Annotated in this window: 18 protein-coding genes and 1 pseudogene; 8 read left to right on the forward strand and 11 right to left on the reverse strand. The window is 70.4% G+C overall.

Annotated features, from left to right (window positions below; all coding sequences use genetic code 11):
- Positions 1–72: 72 nt before the first annotated feature.
- The 6 genes from ptsP to K4G22_RS08235 all read right to left on the reverse strand — a co-directional run bounded on the left by ptsP (position 73) and on the right by K4G22_RS08235 (position 7,026).
- Positions 73–1,746, reverse strand: a complete 1,674-nt coding sequence (gene ptsP / locus K4G22_RS08210; RefSeq protein WP_228079229.1) for a phosphoenolpyruvate--protein phosphotransferase — start codon at positions 1,744–1,746, stop codon at positions 73–75.
- A 2-nt stretch (positions 1,747–1,748) separates the two neighbouring features.
- Complete coding sequence (locus K4G22_RS08215; protein WP_228079230.1) at positions 1,749–2,042, reverse strand: HPr family phosphocarrier protein; 294 nt, start codon at positions 2,040–2,042, stop codon at positions 1,749–1,751.
- Positions 2,043–2,090: 48 nt separating this feature from the next.
- On the reverse strand, positions 2,091–4,046 hold the full coding sequence (locus tag K4G22_RS08220; protein ID WP_228079231.1) for a PTS fructose transporter subunit IIABC: 1,956 nt from the start codon (positions 4,044–4,046) through the stop codon (positions 2,091–2,093).
- A gap of 82 nt (positions 4,047–4,128) precedes the next feature.
- A complete protein-coding gene (gene pfkB / locus K4G22_RS08225) occupies positions 4,129–5,079 on the reverse strand; it encodes a 1-phosphofructokinase (protein WP_228079232.1) in 951 nt (316 codons plus the stop codon).
- Positions 5,076–5,837, reverse strand: a complete 762-nt coding sequence (locus K4G22_RS08230) for a DeoR/GlpR family DNA-binding transcription regulator (protein WP_228079233.1) — start codon at positions 5,835–5,837, stop codon at positions 5,076–5,078. The genes pfkB and K4G22_RS08230 overlap by 4 nt, the downstream gene beginning before the upstream one ends.
- Before the next feature lie 115 nt (positions 5,838–5,952).
- Complete coding sequence (locus K4G22_RS08235; RefSeq protein ID WP_228079234.1) at positions 5,953–7,026, reverse strand: alkene reductase; 1,074 nt, start codon at positions 7,024–7,026, stop codon at positions 5,953–5,955.
- Between the two features lie 126 nt (positions 7,027–7,152).
- On the opposite strand from K4G22_RS08235, the pseudogene K4G22_RS08240 reads away from it, so the two are divergent.
- A pseudogene (locus tag K4G22_RS08240) lies at positions 7,153–7,512 on the forward strand (MerR family transcriptional regulator); the annotation flags it as partial.
- Between the two features lie 560 nt (positions 7,513–8,072).
- On the forward strand, positions 8,073–9,059 hold the full coding sequence (locus tag K4G22_RS08245; protein WP_228079235.1) for a P63C domain-containing protein: 987 nt from the start codon (positions 8,073–8,075) through the stop codon (positions 9,057–9,059).
- A 1,165-nt stretch (positions 9,060–10,224) separates the two neighbouring features.
- Here K4G22_RS08245 and K4G22_RS08250 read toward each other — a convergent pair.
- Complete coding sequence (locus K4G22_RS08250; RefSeq protein ID WP_228079236.1) at positions 10,225–10,869, reverse strand: TetR/AcrR family transcriptional regulator; 645 nt, start codon at positions 10,867–10,869, stop codon at positions 10,225–10,227.
- A gap of 80 nt (positions 10,870–10,949) precedes the next feature.
- Between K4G22_RS08250 and K4G22_RS08255 the strand changes: the two genes are divergently transcribed.
- Positions 10,950–12,386 carry a DHA2 family efflux MFS transporter permease subunit gene (locus K4G22_RS08255; RefSeq protein ID WP_228079237.1) on the forward strand — a complete coding sequence of 479 codons (1,437 nt, stop codon included), beginning with the start codon at positions 10,950–10,952 and terminating at the stop codon, positions 12,384–12,386.
- Here K4G22_RS08255 and K4G22_RS08260 read toward each other — a convergent pair.
- Entirely contained in the window at positions 12,349–13,116 is a 768-nt protein-coding gene (locus tag K4G22_RS08260) for a helix-turn-helix domain-containing protein (protein WP_228079238.1), read from the reverse strand. The genes K4G22_RS08255 and K4G22_RS08260 overlap by 38 nt on opposite strands.
- Before the next feature lie 341 nt (positions 13,117–13,457).
- Between K4G22_RS08260 and K4G22_RS08265 the strand changes: the two genes are divergently transcribed.
- The 5 genes from K4G22_RS08265 to K4G22_RS08285 all read left to right on the forward strand — a co-directional run bounded on the left by K4G22_RS08265 (position 13,458) and on the right by K4G22_RS08285 (position 15,956).
- The gene (locus K4G22_RS08265; RefSeq protein ID WP_425336628.1) at positions 13,458–14,705 is read left to right on the forward strand and encodes a helix-turn-helix domain-containing protein; all 1,248 of its coding nucleotides are present in this window, start codon (positions 13,458–13,460) and stop codon (positions 14,703–14,705) included.
- Between the two features lie 92 nt (positions 14,706–14,797).
- The gene (locus K4G22_RS08270; RefSeq protein ID WP_228079239.1) at positions 14,798–14,956 is read left to right on the forward strand and encodes a hypothetical protein; all 159 of its coding nucleotides are present in this window, start codon (positions 14,798–14,800) and stop codon (positions 14,954–14,956) included.
- Positions 14,953–15,183, forward strand: coding sequence for a DUF7848 domain-containing protein (locus K4G22_RS08275; RefSeq protein ID WP_228079240.1), 231 nt, complete (start codon positions 14,953–14,955; stop codon positions 15,181–15,183). The genes K4G22_RS08270 and K4G22_RS08275 overlap by 4 nt, the downstream gene beginning before the upstream one ends.
- On the forward strand, positions 15,180–15,551 hold the full coding sequence (locus K4G22_RS08280) for a DUF7848 domain-containing protein (RefSeq protein WP_228079241.1): 372 nt from the start codon (positions 15,180–15,182) through the stop codon (positions 15,549–15,551). The genes K4G22_RS08275 and K4G22_RS08280 overlap by 4 nt, the downstream gene beginning before the upstream one ends.
- Before the next feature lie 21 nt (positions 15,552–15,572).
- Complete coding sequence (locus K4G22_RS08285) at positions 15,573–15,956, forward strand: hypothetical protein (RefSeq protein WP_228079242.1); 384 nt, start codon at positions 15,573–15,575, stop codon at positions 15,954–15,956.
- Between the two features lie 12 nt (positions 15,957–15,968).
- Here the strand turns inward: K4G22_RS08285 and K4G22_RS08290 are convergent, their stop codons facing one another.
- From K4G22_RS08290 to K4G22_RS08300, 3 genes are all read right to left on the reverse strand, one after another.
- Entirely contained in the window at positions 15,969–16,481 is a 513-nt protein-coding gene (locus K4G22_RS08290; RefSeq protein WP_228079243.1) for a GNAT family N-acetyltransferase, read from the reverse strand.
- Positions 16,482–16,505: 24 nt separating this feature from the next.
- The gene (locus K4G22_RS08295) at positions 16,506–16,916 is read right to left on the reverse strand and encodes a hypothetical protein (protein ID WP_228079244.1); all 411 of its coding nucleotides are present in this window, start codon (positions 16,914–16,916) and stop codon (positions 16,506–16,508) included.
- An 86-nt stretch (positions 16,917–17,002) separates the two neighbouring features.
- Entirely contained in the window at positions 17,003–17,413 is a 411-nt protein-coding gene (locus K4G22_RS08300; RefSeq protein ID WP_228079245.1) for a MazG-like family protein, read from the reverse strand.
- Between the last annotated feature and the right edge of the window lie 8 nt (positions 17,414–17,421).

A 17,421-nucleotide genomic window follows, 5' to 3' on the forward strand; every position in this document is an offset into this window, starting at 1 on the left:
GGTCCCGGTGGGGCATCCAACCAACCCCACAGACCACCGGACGGTGTCCGGCCACGGGCCGGGGGTGGCTGCTCAAGGCAGCCGGGCTTCCGGCAGGGCGTCGGCTACCCGGGCTCGTGCCGTCGACGCGTCCGGGGCGGTGCGGGCCGCTTCGGCCAGGGCCTGGCAGTCGGCGAGGGTGTGGGCCGCCAGCGCGGCCCTGACCTCGGGGAGTGCCGCCGGGGCGGCCGAGAGGCTGGTGACGCCGAGGCCGGTCAGCACCAGGGCCATCGCCGGATCGGCCGCCGCCTCGCCGCAGACGCCGACGGGTCGGCCGCCGCGTGTTCCGGCGGCGGCGGTGAGCTGGACGAGGTCGAGGAGCGCGGGCTGCCAGGGGTCGAGCAGGCCGGCCAGCGAGGCGAGCGTGCGGTCGGCGGCGAAGGCGTACTGGGACAGGTCGTTGGTGCCGATGCTGAGGAAGTCGCAGGCTTCGGCCAGCTCCCCGGCGCGCAGCGCCGCCGCCGGCACCTCGACCATGGCGCCGGCGGTGGCCAGGCCGTGGGCGCGGACGCGGTCGGCGAAGGTGGCGGCCTCGCCCGGCAGGGAGACCATGGGCGCCATCACCCACACCTCGGCTGACGCGCCATCGGCGGCCAGGGCGAGGGCGTGGAGCTGGTCCTCCAGCAGTTCGGGGTCACGGGTGGCGGTGCGCAGGCCCCGGACGCCGAGGGCGGGGTTCTGCTCGTCGGTCGCGGTGGCGAACGGCAGCGGTTTGTCCGCGCCGGCGTCCAGGGTGCGGACGACGACGCGGCGGCCGGCGAAGGCGGCGAAGACCCGCGCGTAGGCGTCGGTCTGTTCGGCGACGGAGGGCGCTTCGGTCCGCTCCAGGAAGAGGAACTCGGTGCGGAACAGCCCGACTCCCTCGCTGTCGGCCGCTGCCGCCGCCGAAAGCTCGTGTGGCGCGCCGAGGTTGACGAGGAGCTTGACGGGGTGGCCGTCGGCGGTGCGCCCCGGTCCGGTCAGCTCGGCCGCGCGCCGCCGGCGGCGCGCGGCGCGCTCCGCCGCCTCGGTGACGGCCTCGGGCGTCGGATCGGCCTCGACGGTGCCGGCGTCGGCGTCCACCAGGACGAGTCGGCCGTCCGTCAACGCCTCGGCGCCCGCGCAGCCGACCACGGCGGGGATGCCGAGGCCGCGCGCCAGGATGGCGGTGTGTCCGGTGGGCCCGCCCTGCTCGGTGACCAGGGCGATGACCGATGCCGGGTCGAGCAGCGCGGTGTCGGCCGGGGCCAGGTCGGCGGCGACCAGGACATGGGGGTGGCCGGGTTCCGGCAGGCCCGGCATGGGGAGGCCGAGCAGCACGGCGACGGCGCGGTCGCGCAGGTCGTCCAGGTCGGCGACACGTTCGGCGAAGAGGCCGCCGGCCGCCGCCAGCGCCGAGCGGAACTCGCCGAACGCGGCGTCGATCGCGCGTGGGCCGTCGTCGCCGCCGCGCACCAGGGCCTCGGCCCGGTCCGCGAGCGCCGGGTCGGCGACCATCATGACCTGGGCGAACAGCACCTCGGCCGCCGGCCCAGACGCCGCGTCGGCGCGCCGCTGAAGCGCTTCGGCCACGTCGGTGAACGCGGCGCGGACCGCGTCCACCTCGGCCGGCAGCTGATCGGCGGGAACGGTGCGCGGCGCCGGCGGCACGGGTGGGCGGGCCATCCTGGCCACCGGGCCCGAGACGGTGCCGCCGCCGATGCCGATGCCCCGCTGGACGGTGGCCATGGCTACTCCCCCGCGCCCGCGGCGGGCTCCGGGGCGTCCAGGTCGTCGGCGACCAGCGCGGCGAGTTCGGCGATGGCCGCCTCGGCGCCCTCGCCCTCGGCGGCGAGCACCACGGGCTCGCCGGCGGCGGCGCCGAGCGCCAGCACGGAGAGCAGGCTGCGGGCGTCGACGGGCGGCCGGCCCTGGCGGGCGATGGTGACGGCGACCGGCTGACGCGCCGCGGCCCGCACCAACAGCGAGGCGGGACGGGCGTGCAGGCCGCTGCGCGAGCCGATGACCACGGTGCGCTGAGGCATGGTTTCTCACTCCTGACGAGACGGTGGGCGGATGACTGGGTTACCTGGTTACCGGGTTACCGGCTCGGCGGTGGCCGGCGCCGCGTCCGGACTCGGCAGCCTCCGGCGGGACTTGAGCAACACCACCAGCGCGGCGCTGAGCAGCGTGCCGGCGGCCACGGCCAGCAGGTAGAGGAAGGGGGAGCCGATCAGCGGGACGACGAAGATCCCGCCGTGCGGGGCGCGCAGGGTGGCCTCGAAGCCCATGCTGAGCGCGCCGGTGAGGGCGCCGCCCGCCATCGCCGAGGGGATCACCCGCAGCGGGTCGGCCGCCGCGAAGGGGATGGCGCCCTCGGTGATGAAGGAGGCGCCGAGCACCCAGGCGGCCTTGCCGTTCTCCCGTTCGGCCTTGGTGAAGAGCCGGGCGCGCACGGTGGTGGCCAGGGCCATCGCCAGCGGCGGGACCATGCCGGCGGCCATCACGGCCGCCATCACCCTCAGGTTGCCGTCGCCGGCCTCGGCGAGGCCGCCGACCGCGAAGGCGTAGGCGACCTTGTTGAGCGGTCCGCCCAGGTCGAAGCACATCATCGCGCCGAGCACGGCGCCCAGCAGGATCGCGTTGGATCCGGAGAGCCCGTCCAGCCAGTCGGTGAGCGACCGTTGCAGGGCGGCGAGCGGCTCGCCGACCACCACGAACATCAGGAAGCCGACGAGCGCCGAGCCGATGAGGGGGATGACCAGCACGGGCATCACGCCGCGCAGCGCGGGCGGGACCTGGGCCCGTTGCAGGCCCATCACCACGGCGCCGGAGAGCAGCCCCGCGACCAGGCCGCCGAGGAAGCCGGCCTCGATGGTCACCGCGATGGAGCCGCCGACGAAGCCGGGCACAAGCCCTGGTCGGTCGGCCATTCCGAAGGCGATATAGCCGGCCAGCACGGGCACCAGGAAGGCGAAGGCGGCGCCGCCGATCTGGTGGAAGAGGGCGGCCCAGCTGTCGCCCTCCGTCCACAGGAAGTGGTCGGCGACGGAGGGCGCGTCGGCGATCCCATGGCCGCCGATGGCGAACGAGAGGGCGATCAGCAACCCGCCGGCCGCCACGAACGGGACCATGTAGCTGACGCCGCTCATCAGATAGCGGCGCAGCCGGGAGCCGAAGCCCTCGCCGCCGGCGGCCTGGGGGCCGGCGTCGTCCTCGGCTGCGGGGGCGGCGGCGCTCGTCTCGCCGCGTTCGGCCCTGGCCCTGGCCTCGTCGATCAGCTCGGCCGGCCGGTTGATGGCGGCCTTCACGCCGACGTCGACGGTGGGCTTGCCGGCGAACCTGGCGCGTTCCCGCACCTCGACGTCGTGCGCGAAGATCACCGCGTCGGCGGCGGCGATCACCGCCGGGTCGAGCCGGCTGAAGCCCGCCGACCCCTGGGTCTCGACGGTCACCTCGACGCCGGCCTCGCCGCCGGCGCGCGCCAGGGATTCGGCGGCCATATAGGTGTGCGCGATGCCGGTGGGGCAGGAGGTGACGGCCACGATCCGGAACGGGGCCGCCGGCTCGACCGTCGGCTCGGCCGCCGGCTCCCGCTGCTCGGGCGCCTGGTCGCCGCGCACCAGCGCCACGAGCGTCGCCGGGTCGTTCTCGGCGCGCAGCGCCTCGGTGAACGCCGGGTCCATCAGGCGGCGGGCGAGCGCCGAGAGGATGCCGAGGTGGTCGGCGTCGCCGCCGGCCGGGGCGGCGATCAGGAAGACCAGATCGGCCGGGCCGTCGGGAGCGCCGAAGTCGATGCCGACGGCGCTGCGGCCGAAGGCCAACGTCGGCTCGGTCACATGGGCGCTGCGGCAGTGGGGTATGCCGATGCCGCCCTCAAGCCCGGTGGGCATCTGGGACTCGCGGGCGGCGACATCGGCGAGGAACCCGTCCAGGTCCGTCACCCGGCCGGTGGCGACCAGGCGCTCGGCCAGGGTTCGGACGGCCTCGTCCTTGGTGGTGGCGGAGAGCGCCGGTACCACCAGTTCGGGAACGATCAACTCGGCCATCACGCGGCTCCTTTGCTCGCGGCCCGCCCCAAGGGCGGCAACGGGGGTGGTACGGGGAGGTGGACGACGGGGCTCGGGCTCATCACCGCTCACCCGGCCAGGTCAGCGGGCGGTCGACGGGGACGTCGGCCGTGGTCACGACGGCTGCGGCGTCGAGATCGCCGGCGGCCGGCATCGCGCTGCCGGGCAGCCCGACGGCCGCCGCGCCGTGCGCCACGGCGGCGGCGAGCGCCTCCTGGCCCTGGCCGCCGGCGGCCAGGAAGCCGGCGAGCGAGGCGTCGCCGGCGCCGACATCGCTGCGGACGCACGCCACCGGGGCGTGGCCCCAGTAGGTGCCGGCGGCCGAGACCAGCAGCTGGCCTTCGGGCCCCAGGCTGGCCAGCACAGCGCCCGCGCCTCGGGCGCGCAGCTCCTCGGCGGCCTTGACGGCGTCCCCCACGGTGGCCAGCGGACGGCCCACCGCCTCCGTCAACTCCTGTGCGTTGGGCTTCACCACATCGGGGCGTTCGGCGAGGGCGGCGAGCAGCGCCGCGCCCGAGGTGTCCAGTGCGACGCGGGCGCCGGCGCGGTGGGCGTGGGCGACCAACTCGGCGTACCAGTCGGGTTCCAGGCCGCGCGGCAGGCTGCCGCAGCAGGCGATCCAGCCGGCGTCGGCCGCGCGGGCGCGGACCGTGGCCAGCAGGGCGGCGGCCTCCTCGGGGGTGAGCGCCGGGCCCGCCGCGTTGACCTTGGTGAGGGTGCCGTCCGGCTCGACCAGCGTGATGTTGACCCGCGTCGAGCCGGCGAGCGGCACGCCGGCGACCTCGACGCCCCGGCCGTCGAGGAGCCGGGCGAGCAGCGCGCCCTCGGGGCCGCCGAGCGGCAGCACGGCGGTGGTGCGCCCGCCGGCGGCGGCGACGGCGCGGGAGACGTTGACGCCCTTGCCGCCCGGCTCGACGCGGTCCGTCTCGGCGCGCAGCACGGCTCCCCTGCGCAGCGCCGGCACCTCGTAGGTGCGGTCCAGGCTGGGGTTGGGGGTGACGGTGAGGATCATGCGCGCACCACCTCGGTACCGCGCCGCTCGATGGCGGCGGCGTCCTCGTCACCGAGCCCGGTGTCCGTGACGAACAGGTCGACGTCGGAGAAGTCGCCGAAGCGGGCGAAGTACTGCTGGCGGAGCTTGGTGGAGTCGGCGAGCAGCACGGTGCGGCGGGCGGCGGCGACCATGGCGCGTTTGACGGCGGCCTCGGCCAGGTCGGGGGTGGTGAGGCCGTCGTCGAGGGAGAAGCCGTTGGTGGCGAGGAGCAGCAGGTCGGCGTTGATCTCGCCGTAGGCGCGCAGCGCCCAGGCGTCGACGGCGGCGCTGGTGCGGTGCCGCACCCGGCCGCCGACCAGGTGGAGCGAGATCCCCGGGTGGTCGACGAGCCGGGCGGCGACGGGCAGCGCGTGGGTGACGACGGTCAGGGCGCAGTCCGCCGGGAGGGCGGCGGCCAGCCGGGCCGTGGTGGTGCCGGCGTCGATGATCACGCTGCCGTCGGCGGGCAGTTCGCTGAGCGCGGCGCGCACGATGCGGTTCTTCTCGTCGGCCGAGACGCCCTCGCGTTCGGCGACATTGGGCTCGAAGTCGAGCCGTCCGGCCGGGATGGCCCCGCCGTGCACCCGGCGGACCAGCCCGGCCCGGTCGAGCACCTTGAGATCGCGCCGCACCGTCTCGGCTGTGACCTGGAACGTCTCGGCCAACGACAGCACGTCGACCCGCCCGCCCTCATGGGCAAGGCGCAGGATCTCCTGCTGACGCTCTGCTGCGTACATGTTGTTTTGCGCCCGCTTCCTCGCCCGAGTCTGTTGACACTGGCGAGATTACGTCGCAATCTCCCGGAAGTAAACAGACTCGGGCATGCGGGCGGACATTGACGGGCGCCGTGGGTCAGGCGGTGTGCTGGTAGGCCGGGTAGGTCAGATAGCCCTCGTCACCGCCCTGGTAGTAGGCGGCGTCGTCGACCGGGGCGATCGGCAGGCCCAGGCGCAGCCGCTCGACCAGGTCGGGGTTGGCGATGAAGGCGCGCCCGAAGCTGATCAGCTCGGCGCCGAGCCCGAGCCAGTGGTCGGCGTCGGCCCGCTCCACCTGCTTGGGCCCCATGGGCAGCGTGGGGTTCATGATCAGCGTGCCGGGCCACCCGCGCCGCAGGCCGAGCAGCACCTCCTCGTCCGCGGTGGCCTCCACATGGACATAGGCGAGATCGAGCCGGGCCAACTCGGCCAGCAGCGCGGCGTAGAGCTGGGGAACCTCGGTCTCCCGCACGCCCCAGAACGTGGCGCCCGGGGAGAGCCGGATGCCGGTCCTGGCCGCGCCGACGGCCTCGACCGTCGCCGACACCGCCTCGACGGCGAACCGGATGCGGTTGGCCACCGAGCCCCCGTAGCGGTCGGTGCGCGCGTTGGCGTTGCTGGAGAGGAACTGCGAGATCAGATAGCCGTTGGCGCCGTGCAGCTCCACCCCGTCGAACCCGGCGTCGACGGCGCGGCGCGCCGCCAGCGCGTAGGACTGAGCCTGCTCTGGCACCTCGTCCGTGGTCAGGGCGCGCGGGATCGGCGCGGGCCGGGGCCCGTTCGGCGTGAACACGTCGCCGACGGCGGGCAGCGCCGACGGGCCGACGGGCTGCTCGCCCGTGGTGCTGGGGTGGGAGACCCGGCCGCCGTGCATCAGCTGGGCGAAGATCCGGCCGCCGTTGGTGTGCACGGCCGCGGTCACCTGCCGCCAGGAGGCGACCTGCTCGTCGGTGTGCAGCCCCGGGGTCCCCGGGTTGGACTGACCGACCAGGTTCGGCTGCACCCCCTCGCTCACGATCAGGCCCGCGGTCGCCCGCTGGGCGTAGTAGGTCGCCATGGACGGCGTCGCCAAGCCGCCGGCGGCGGCCCTGACCCGGGTCATCGGGGCCATCACCACCCGGTTGGGCAGGGCCAGGTCACCAAGCGGAAAACCGTCGAACAGGGCAGTCACGTCAAGGACTCCTCGAAAGGCTCACGTCAGGTGTGGCGCCCGGATCTCGGGCACGGGCGCTACGCTAAGACCTGACATTGACGTCAGAGGCAAGTTCCGTGTCCCACCTCACACCCGGGAGACCCCATGCGCATCGGCGAACTGGCCACCCGCGCCGGAGTCAGCGTCCGGTCGCTGCGCTACTACGAGGAGCGCGGACTGCTCACCAGCACCCGCAGCGCCAGCGGGCAGCGGCACTACACGGACCACGACGTCGACCGGGTCCGCTTCCTCCAACGGCTCTTCGCGGCCGGGCTGTCCAGCCGCACCATCACCGAGCTGCTGCCCTGCGTCGACAAGCCGAGCGCGGAGAACTCCGATATCGCGCTGGAGCGGATGGCGGAGGAGCGCGACCGGCTCTCCACCCATATCGAGGAGCTGATCCGCACCCGCGACGCCCTCGACGGGCTGATGGCCGTCTCCCGCAGCTACCGCGAGGCACAGCGGGGGGCGGAGAAAGACCCAGTCTCGGAGCGGGTAGCTGAGATAATTCCACGAGGCGACTGCGCTGGCCGCAATCCGCAACGAGTGGACATGGCAAACCAATAATCAGCGGAGGCGCCTATCCATCACGCACTCCGCAGCCCACCCTGATAGCGATTCCGACACACATCGCCGGCCACGCCGTAATGTCACACATGCTATGCGGATACAAGAATTCCAAATATAGATACATAGACACGTAAACAATACCGCGACCGCATCAGATTCGGCACATTACATCAAGCGCAGGATAGCCGCCTCGAAAAGTATTGTCACCACTAGCAAAGTTGACTGACTCCAGAATTCGCCCGCCGTGTACACATCAGTTACACCATGGAGTCGCTGACACCCCCTAATCTGCTGAGCCCCTAGAGACGGATACTCGACCTACCTACTTGCACTCTACTCACGAACTGGCGGCAACGCCGCCATTATTCACTCTTTCGACTGATCCTCTCAGCTAGCGGCTCCCCGAGAACCACATATCCCTGTATGCTAGATCTGGCATTTTTCGTGTTGGGCGCTTGAGTGAAGCGGCGGAGAATAAGGTGAGAGAGAAATTCAACACGTCACCCACAAGCCTGACGAAAAGACAGGAAGTGACAGCAGTCCGTCTCCACTCTGCCGGTGAAACCGATCGCCTGCCTGGCGGGTGCGCACAGGCGACTCACGCCGGAGAAATTCAGATCGGAAACACGCGAATTGTTTGCGCGGTACTAGACGGAGGAATCCGCGTAATCAACCAGGGGACGATGCTAACGGCTCTTGGCCGCAACAGTCGAGCCAAGGGCGGGTCTGCGGGTTCGAGTATTCTGGCTGCAAATCTCCGCCCGTTCGCCTCAGACACGCTCAACGACGTACTCAATGAACTTATCCGCTACCGTACACCCTCTGGAACGCGCGCCCTTGGTTATCCGGCGAGCGTACTTCCGGATATGTGTGAAGTTTATCTTGAGGCTCGGAAGAACGGCGTACTCCTCAAGAGTCAAGAACGTGCAGTCGACGCTGCAGAGACTCTTGTGAGAGGGCTCGCACGCGTAGGCATTATTGCACTAGTCGATGAAGCGACAGGCTACCAGGAGGTTCGAGCTCGCCGAGAGCTACAGAAGGTACTGGAAGCCTACGTGGCGACGGAATATCGCCCCTGGATCAAGACGTTTCCTGACGAATTCTTCGAGCAAATTTACCGACTTCAAGGATGGGAATACAAGCCCGGAACGTCGAAGAGAAGTCCGTATGTAGGAACCCTGGTCAATAGATACATTTATGAGCAACTCCCGCACGGCGTCCTGGAAGAGCTGCAGAAGGTTAACCCGCGCCAAGCGAATGGGCGCCGGCGATACAAACATCACCAACGACTCAGCGCCGATACGGGAAATAGTCACCTTGACAAGCAGATCTCGCATGTCATCATGCTGATGAGAATCTCGAAGGACAGGGCGGAATTCGAGGACCTGTTCGCTCGGGCGTTCCCGGAACCACAGCTGAGACTGCCCCTGGTCCTCGAATGAGCAGATGTCAACGGTCATCCACCGTCGTACAGGTGAGGCCATTCTGACGAATGAACGTCTGAATATTGGACTACAGGTAGGATGGGCCCCACTAAGTTCCCTGACTGCCTCTCGGACAGTGCGCGACTGAGGATCCCCCGGTCCACCAAAAGGCTGAAGACCGTGGGCTCTGGCTCCATCGCTCATGTGATGGAGCCAGACTTGGTCTTGCAGGGAGGATGGTATGCGCTGGTGAGCCGCGATCCGGACGGACGCTTAGGAGGCTCGCCAAGGCTCGGCTCCTGCGCGAAGTGTGTTCGCGTCCCCCGACCGGGCACCGCAGCGGATTGCTCCCGATTGTGGTGCATCACGAACACGTGTCGACCCGCGAACCGCCATCCCAGCAACACCACCTCATAGCCACTTGTAAGCGGCGTAGTTGGCCACATCAAACACACTTCAAAATGGGTGTGAACTCCGTGACGCGGTGGCGATGGCACAGGAGTCGATCACTTTGTCTGTAAGGACTTCCAGTGGGGCGAACAAGGTGGCAGCACCGGCGCGAAAATAGCTGCGTACGCGTCGCTCGGGAATGCCGGGATTCGTCAACAGGACCGGCTGAGAACGGGTTCCGGGACTGGACCTCCGACTTCTCATCCATGCACGTAGCTAGGACTCTCTCCGGGCGGATCGAGATAGGGGACTACGACGTCGACGGCTTTGCCGACGATAAACGGGTCGGCAACATGAAATGCCTGCGGATGGGCGGGGAAAGGGCCAACGCCTGCCAGGTCCGGGAGGTCGCGAACTGCGACAATGTCTGTGCCACGGCCACCGCCCTAGTGGCCAGTGAGTAACATTTTCCGGCTGTCTCTTCCAGCGTCTTGATAGTCACTCGTTCCACGACGACCTCGGTGATCTTCCTTGGCGCGCCAAGCCAGGCTCGTCGGACAAGCTGTCGGGACCACACTTCAGGAAACGCCGCCAGGTGCGGACCACTTTCGCGGCAATGTCGAGCCGACGGGATGTCTCCAGAATTGAGCCCCTCGGTGCAAGCCAGCACGATCCGCGACCGCAACGCCAACGCCAACGCCAACGCCAACGCCCGAACTGTTGAGCAACGCCCCAAACGAGCGGGATACCGCCACGCAATGGGCCTCGGCCCCGGAGTGGGCCGCGCCTGGGGCTACGCCGCCGGGCCGTAGGCGAGGAGGAACGTGGCCACCGCCGCCGTCGCGACCTCCCGCAACTCCTCGTCGGGGACGTCCCGGGTGCCCATCCGGGAGCGGGCCTCCATCGGGCCGTTGAGCAGCGCCATCAGATGCTCGGCGGCGCGCGCCGGGTCCCGCGCGCCCAGGCGACCGGCCAGCGTGAGGCGGCCGAGCGGATCGGCCAACGCGTGGACCACGCGGTGCGGCCCCGACGCGCTGACCAGGTCGAGGGCCTCGGGGAAGCGGGTCACCTCGGCGTAGAGCAGCCTCCGCAGCGCGCAGGACCTGGAGTCACCATGGGCGCGCAGCAGTTGGTGGCCAACGCTCTCCAGCGTGCCGAGGAGGTCGTCGCCCGGGTCGTAGAGCGGCTCGATGGTGGCGACGCGTTCGGCGAGCTTGGCCTGGGCGGTGGCCTCAAGGGCGCCCCGGAAGAGCGCGGCCTTGTCGGCGAAGTGGTTGTAGACCGTCGGCTTGGCGACGCCGGCCTCGGTGGCGATGTCCCGCACGGAGGCGTCGGCGTAGCCCTTGCGCGCGAAGACGGTGAACGCGCCGTCGAGGATGGCCTGCCGCCTGTCCTGTCGCCTGTCGATCCGTCCATGGGCCGTCGGGGTCGCTGCCATGAACCGAGTGTACCCGTCGGTTCATTTTTATGGTCGGCCCGGGGTTGCGTGCGAACCAGCGGGATCACTAACTTGAACCCATGAGTTCACTCTCGCCGGATGGCGATCGTCTGGACCCCCGCCTGCTCGCGCTCATCGGCGTTGTCCTGCTGGGCGGACTGCTGGGGATCCTCAACAGCACCATGGCCGCGGTGGCGACGGACACCCTGGCGGTCTCGTTCGACACCTCGCTCAGCACGGCGGGTTGGACCTCCACCGGCTTCCTGCTGGCGGTCACGGCGACCATCCCTTTCACCACCTGGGCCGTGGACCGCTACGGCGGGAAACGACTGTGGCTGATCGGACTCGGCCTGTTCGTGACCGGTTCGCTGGCCTCAGGTCTGGCCTGGAACGTCGGCAGCCTGATCGCCTTCCGTACCTTCCAGGGCATAGGCGCAGGCGTGCTGGACCCGCTGGTGCTGATCCTGCTGGCCCGAGCCGCCGGACCTCGGCGGGCCGGGCGGGTGATGGGGCTGATGGGCGTGGTCCTGGCGCTGGGCCCGGCGCTCGGCCCCGTCTCCGGCGGAGCGGTCCTTGAGGTGTTCTCCTGGCGCTGGATGTTCCTGCTGAGCGTCCCCCTCGGCCTGGTCGCCCTGCTGCTCGCGCACCGGGCCCTGCCCGCCGACCCGCCCGCCGGGGAGCGGCGCGGCCATGTCCGGCTGGACGTCCTGGGGCTGGCGCTGCTCGCCCCCGGCTTCGCCGCGCTGGTGCTCGCCCTCTCCCAGACGGCCGAACAGGGCGGCCTCTCCGCCTGGCAGGCGCTGCTGCCACTGCTCCTGGGCGCCACGCTGATGCTCGGTTACACCACCCACGCGCTGCGCACGAGCGCCGCACACCCCCTGATCGACCTGCGGCTCTTCGGCAGCAGGGGCTTCACGGCCAGCGTCACCATCATGGGCCTGAGTGGGCTGATCAACTTCGCGGCCTTCTTCGCCCTGCCGCTCTACTTCCAACAGGCGCACGGACACGGCGTGTTGGCCGCCGGACTGCTGATGGCCCCGGTGGGCATCGGCGGTTCCCTGTCGATGCCGATCGCCGGCCGCCTCTCCGACCGCGTCGGCTCCCGCCAACTGGCCACCGGCGGCACCCTGCTCGCCGCCCTCTGCACGCTCGGCTTCACCCGCGTCGACGCCGGCACCCACGAACTCCAGCTCTCCGCGACGGCCCTGCTCCTCGGCGTGGCCCTCGGCTTCCTCGCCGCCCCCACCATGGGCTCCCCCTACCGCACCCTGCCCGAACACCAGGTGGCCCAGGGCAGCTCCGTGCTCTACATGCTCAACCAACTGGGCGCGGCCCTCGGCGTCGCCGTGGTGACCCTGATCTTCCAAACCTCGAACGGGGTGCTCGACGGCTTCCGCCACACCTTCTGGTTCACCACAGCCACCTTCCTCGTCATCCTCCTCACCATCCCCCTCCTCCCGGGACCCCCCACCACGCCATCTACTGGTCGGGAGACGGCTCGGGTGGGGGCTGGTTGAAGGAGCCCATCGTGGCTCTCGATGTGGAGGCGTCCTGAAAGATCAGATCCCACGGGCCCGTGTTGACGTCGAACTCCTTCCCGAATCCGATCCACTTGCCGGCCATCCTGCGCCCCGTCGGATCGACCAGAAGCTGTATGGCGCCGTGGTATCGGGCCCCGGAGTAGTAGCTCTCGGGGGACGTCTGCTCCGACCAGGTGCCGGTGACGACCCCGCCGTCCAACTGGAGATCGATCGACAGCGCGGAGTCCGAGGAGCCCGGAAGGCTGCGGACCGTCAACGCGTCCCCGTGCTGGAGCAGGACAACGTAGTGCTGACCGACATACCGCCCGTCGCGGCCGGAACTGAAGTACTCGTAACGGGACAGCCAGATCCCTGAGAAGGCACCCCGCGCCTGTGCCGTGGAGGGCTCGGGAACGGACCTCGGCAGGATCGCCTGGGACCGCGCCTCCGGGCTCTCCACATCGTGTCCGCCCCGCCCGTCGTCGCTGATGCGCGCCAGGGGAACGGGCGTTGCGAACCCCAGGGCCTCGATGGGCGCGCCGGTCACCTTCTCCAGCGCTCGGGCGTGCAGGGGGCGGGGCGTCTGGATATCGCCGGCCTCCCACCGCTGAACCAGGCGCTTGGACGCCCCGGGAGCCCCCGCGTCCCGCAGAGCCCGCGCCAGATCGTCCTGACTCATCAGCAGGCCCATCCGGACCGCCTTCAGCGCTGCGTTGGGTGCGCTCATGCGAAAACGATAGCCAGAACGGGCCCTCAATGACACCTAAATGACGCCCCTAGCCGTGGCCCTCCACTGACAGCACCGGCCGTCGGCACGCACCCCGCGTCGGCGGCCGGCTCGGTCGAAAGAACGCCATGTGGTGCCGCGTCGCCGGTCCGGAGGTGCGTGGGTCACCGTCCCACTCGCTCCTCCGGACCAGAGCACCGCAGGCAGTCGTGAACGCTCCATCGACGCGGCCGGGAGGCCCCGATCCGGCTGTGGTCCATCGTCGGGGCGAGTTCGCTCCCCGCGCCGGCGCGCTCCTTCTACTCTGGCTGTGTCCTGCCCTTCAAGGAGAGGCGTGCGGCATGTCCATGGAACCCGGTTCGATTCCCGGCACCGATCCGCTCTCGTTCGGTCAGCGCATGCAACTGCTGCGCACGCGGCGGGGCATGAGCCGCCCTCTGCTGGCCGGACTTGTCGGCATGTCTCCCTCCTGGGTCAAACAGGTGGAGGCGGGCAGACTCCACACCCCGCGACTCCCCATGATCCTGCGCATCGCCGAGGCGCTACGGGTCCGCGACCTGTCCGAGCTGGTCGGCGAACATCCCACGCACGCCGCCCTCTTCATCGGCCCCGGCCACAAGCGGCTCGGCGCCGTCGCCGACGCGGTGAACACCTTCCCCATGGAGAGCGGGCAGCCCCCACCGAAGGCCCACCTCAAGGCCCGGCTGATGCGGGCCTGGTCGGCTCGGCACTCGTCCTCGCACCACCGCGAGGTCATCGGGAGCATGCTGCCCGGGCTGATGCACGATGCCCAACTGCTCGTACGCCATGCCGAAACCAGTGCGGACCGCAGGGGTGCCCAGGTGCTCCTCGCGGAGACCTACCAGCTGGCGCAGTTCTTTCTCGCGTACCAACCGGAGTCGGCCCTGGTGTGGCGGGTGTCCGAACGAGGGATGGTGGCGGCACAGGAGTCCGAGGACCCGCACGCGATCGGGGTGGCGGCCTGGCTGATGGCCCAGGCGCACCGCGACACCGGCCCCTCGCACTACGAGGCGGCGGACCGACTCACCCGTGACACCCTTCGCTTTCTCGAACCACGCCTTGCTGACGCGTCGAACGACGTCCGGGCCATCGCGGGCGCGCTCAGCTTCGAAACCGGCTACACGGCGGCCCGGCGGGGCGACGCCGGCTCCGCCTGGCGCCACTGGGACCTCGCCCGTGGGATCGCCGACCGGCTTCCCTCTCAGTACTTCCACCCCATCACCTCCTTCTCCCAGGCCATCATGGGGGCGCACGCGGTGACGATCGCCGTCGAACTCCACGCCGGCGGCGAGGCGGTACGCCAGGCCACAGGAGCCGATGGGACGGCCATCCCCTCCAGGCCCCGCCGCGCACGCCATCGCATCGAGGAGGCCAGGGGCTACCAACTCGACGGACAGCCGGAGGCGGCGCTGGCCACGCTGGAGAAGGCATACGAAGCCGCTCCGGAGACCATCCGGTGGAACGGCTACGCACGACGCATCGTGCTGGAGGAAGCCGAGGCCAGGTCCCCCTCCCGACGCGAACGAGCCGCCACGCTGGCGGTGAAGATCGGCCTACTCACCACCTGAACACCTGTTCCAGGGGCACATTCCCTGCCTCTTCCCCACCTTGGGGCGCCTTACGTTCGGTGAGCCATTGATCACCGAACCTGGGGCAGTTGATGACGAATCCACCCAACGAACAACCGACCGAAGCTCCGCCTGAGGAGCCCGAGCGCACCTCGGAGCCCGACCCGCACGCCGCGCTGCTCGCCCGGCTGCGGGCGCGGAACGCGGCCAGTGAGGTCAACTACCGCGTCAAGAGCGGGGAGTTGCCGTGACGTTGCGCGGCTGCGACTCGCCGGACCTCAGGCTCGTGCCGGACGACGGCGAAGCAACTTCGTTTGTCATGGAGTGCGTAGCGTGCGGGTTCTTTGGGCCGAAGGGGCAGGACGCGGAGGACGGGGCGGAGTGGGCCGGGCAACATCTGGCCCTGCATCCGGAGCACCTCGCCTATCGCGAACACCTCACGCGGGCCTACCGGTTCGAGGCTGGTGCGGCGACATGACCGGCAACCCGATCATCAGGGGTGCGGACTGGGTGCTCACCGATGAGCTGGGGCCCGGGGCGCCGGATGGGATCTACGGCGTGGAGTGCATGTCCTGCCCGGCGCGCTCGCCGCTCTTCGACAACGACGCGCACCCCGTTGCCGTGTGGGCGATCCAGCACACCGCCCAGGAGCCGGACCATGACCTGTTCCTGGCTCGCGCCGAGAAGCACTGGCGCGTGGTGCGCCGTCGGCACGAGGACGAGAGCCCGGGGCCGGCGCCGCAGAAGCCGGTGGTCGCGTTTCTGGACCGCGCCTTCGGACCCGCGTTCGTCGGGCTGATGTGCCTCTGCACCGCCCTGACCGGCTACCTCATCGCCCTCAACTGACCAACAAGGACAACCCCTTTCGTGCACATCACTTTTATGACGCTGTCCACCACCCGGGACGGCCACCTCCTCATGGTCCAGGGCACGGACGGCTGGACGCTCCCCAACGGCACCGTTCCATCCGGCAGTTGTCCGGTCCTGACCGCCCGGCAGACGTTGATGGACACCACCGGCTACGACCGGGGAGTGACCGACGCCTACGCCATCAGCGTCACCCACACCGATCCGGTGTCCCTCACCTACGTGCTCGACGGCGGACACACCCCCACCGTCCCCGACGCCACCGAGGACACCCACCCCCACACCCGCTGGGCACCGATCACCTCCCTCACAGAGAACCAAGCCATCCAGGAAGCCCTGGACGCCGCCGACGCCGACATCAGCATTCAACTCCCCGCCACATGAACCTGATGTAAATCAGATGCCGAAGGGCACCGGGTAGTGGATGGTGCCGGTGGGGGTGGGGCGGTCGGGGTGGAGGGCGAGGGACATCAGGGCCTCGTCGGGGACGTCGAAGGTGGCCCTGATGCCCTGTTGGGATGCCCGGCCGAAGCCGAAGCGCGGATAGTACGCGGGGTGTCCCAGGACCACGACGAGATTCTCGTCGCGGGTCCTGGCCGCGCCCAGCGCCGCCTCGATGGCGGCGGAACCCGCGCCCTGGCCCTGGTGTTCGGGGAGGACCGCCACCGGGGCCAGGGCCAGGGCCGGTCCTTCCCCCACCCGGCAGCGGGTGAGCAGCGCATGGCCGACCGGCGTGCCGTCCGTCGCCACCGCGAGCAGCGACAGGCCCGGGATCCACGCGGGGTCGGCGCGCAGCGCGTCGACCAGGTCGGCCTCCTCGGCGGTGGGGAACGCCGCCAGATTGATCCGACGGACGGCCGCCACATCCGCGTCGGTCTCGGGCCTGGTGGTCCACTTGGTGCCGCTCATGCTGCTCCGCTCGTGGTGCGCGCGTCAGGTCCGGGCGACCTGGCGGTAGCCCAGGTACTCGAACTCGGTGAACACCGCGACCACCAGGGCGCCGACGAGCATAAAGGCGACGCCGAGGCCCGTCAGGTCGATAACCCCGCTCACCGCCAGCGCCACCATCCCGATGGCGCACACCCCGTTGCCGACCGTCACGGTCAGGGCCAGGCCCGGGCTGACGCTCGGGCGGGCGGCGATCCACAGCAGCAGCGCGGCACCCGCCAGCATCCCGATACCCAGCGGCAGCGACCACCGAACCGGCAGGCCCAGTGGATCGCTCAGCAACGAGCCGCCGGCCACCAACAGCACCCCGAAGAGCATGGTGCTCACTCCGTCGACGCGCAGAACCGTGCGCAGTGAACTCCCGGACGTGGCGTGAACTGCCGTGTAGGTACTCATCGCTGGACCTCCCTGTTCCCTGCCGACCGCACCGGATCGCAGCCCGCGTCGTCTGACACGAAGGTCGCATCGAACCGGCGGCCGACTCAATGACCTCCCAGGTCATGGCGCCCGCCGGCGCCCGTGACGCGATCGGGATCCCCTCTCCTCGGGAGGGGGTGGGGCCGGTCGACGGCCGAGGCGTCCAACGAACGGGCGGCCACCCGGGCGAGGTGGTGCTGGAAGACCTCCTCGGCCCGGTCGCTGACCGTGGCCAGCGCGACCATGGCCGTGAGGATCACATCGCACAGCTCCTTCTCGACATCCGCCCAGTCATGGCTCGCGCCCTTGCGCGGGTTGGAGCCCATCACCCCGTGGAGCGCCTCGGCGACCTCGCCCGCCTCCTCCTGGATCTTGAGGACCCGCAGCAGACGGGTGACCTCGGGCGTGGTCGCGGCGCTGTGCTCGTCGAGCCAGGCGACGAGCTGCCCGGCGGTCTCCCAACTGGCGGTGTTCACGGTCCCGT

It is taken from the genome of Streptomyces profundus (assembly GCF_020740535.1).
In the GTDB taxonomy this organism is placed as follows: domain Bacteria; phylum Actinomycetota; class Actinomycetes; order Streptomycetales; family Streptomycetaceae; genus Streptomyces; species Streptomyces profundus.

Coding starts and splice junctions, on each gene's coding strand:
- ptsP (WP_228079229.1), bottom strand. CDS start 1,746: ATGGCCACCGTCCAGCGGGGCATCGGCATCGGCGGCGGCACCGTCTCG.
- K4G22_RS08215 (WP_228079230.1), bottom strand. CDS start 2,042: ATGCCTCAGCGCACCGTGGTCATCGGCTCGCGCAGCGGCCTGCACGCC.
- K4G22_RS08220 (WP_228079231.1), bottom strand. CDS start 4,046: ATGGCCGAGTTGATCGTTCCCGAACTGGTGGTACCGGCGCTCTCCGCC.
- pfkB (WP_228079232.1), bottom strand. CDS start 5,079: ATGATCCTCACCGTCACCCCCAACCCCAGCCTGGACCGCACCTACGAG.
- K4G22_RS08230 (WP_228079233.1), bottom strand. CDS start 5,837: ATGTACGCAGCAGAGCGTCAGCAGGAGATCCTGCGCCTTGCCCATGAG.
- K4G22_RS08250 (WP_228079236.1), bottom strand. CDS start 10,869: ATGGCAGCGACCCCGACGGCCCATGGACGGATCGACAGGCGACAGGAC.
- K4G22_RS08255 (WP_228079237.1), top strand. CDS start 10,950: ATGAGTTCACTCTCGCCGGATGGCGATCGTCTGGACCCCCGCCTGCTC.
- K4G22_RS08260 (WP_228079238.1), bottom strand. CDS start 13,116: ATGAGCGCACCCAACGCAGCGCTGAAGGCGGTCCGGATGGGCCTGCTG.
- K4G22_RS08265 (WP_425336628.1), top strand. CDS start 13,458: ATGTCCATGGAACCCGGTTCGATTCCCGGCACCGATCCGCTCTCGTTC.
- K4G22_RS08270 (WP_228079239.1), top strand. CDS start 14,798: ATGACGAATCCACCCAACGAACAACCGACCGAAGCTCCGCCTGAGGAG.
- K4G22_RS08280 (WP_228079241.1), top strand. CDS start 15,180: ATGACCGGCAACCCGATCATCAGGGGTGCGGACTGGGTGCTCACCGAT.
- K4G22_RS08290 (WP_228079243.1), bottom strand. CDS start 16,481: ATGAGCGGCACCAAGTGGACCACCAGGCCCGAGACCGACGCGGATGTG.
- K4G22_RS08295 (WP_228079244.1), bottom strand. CDS start 16,916: ATGAGTACCTACACGGCAGTTCACGCCACGTCCGGGAGTTCACTGCGC.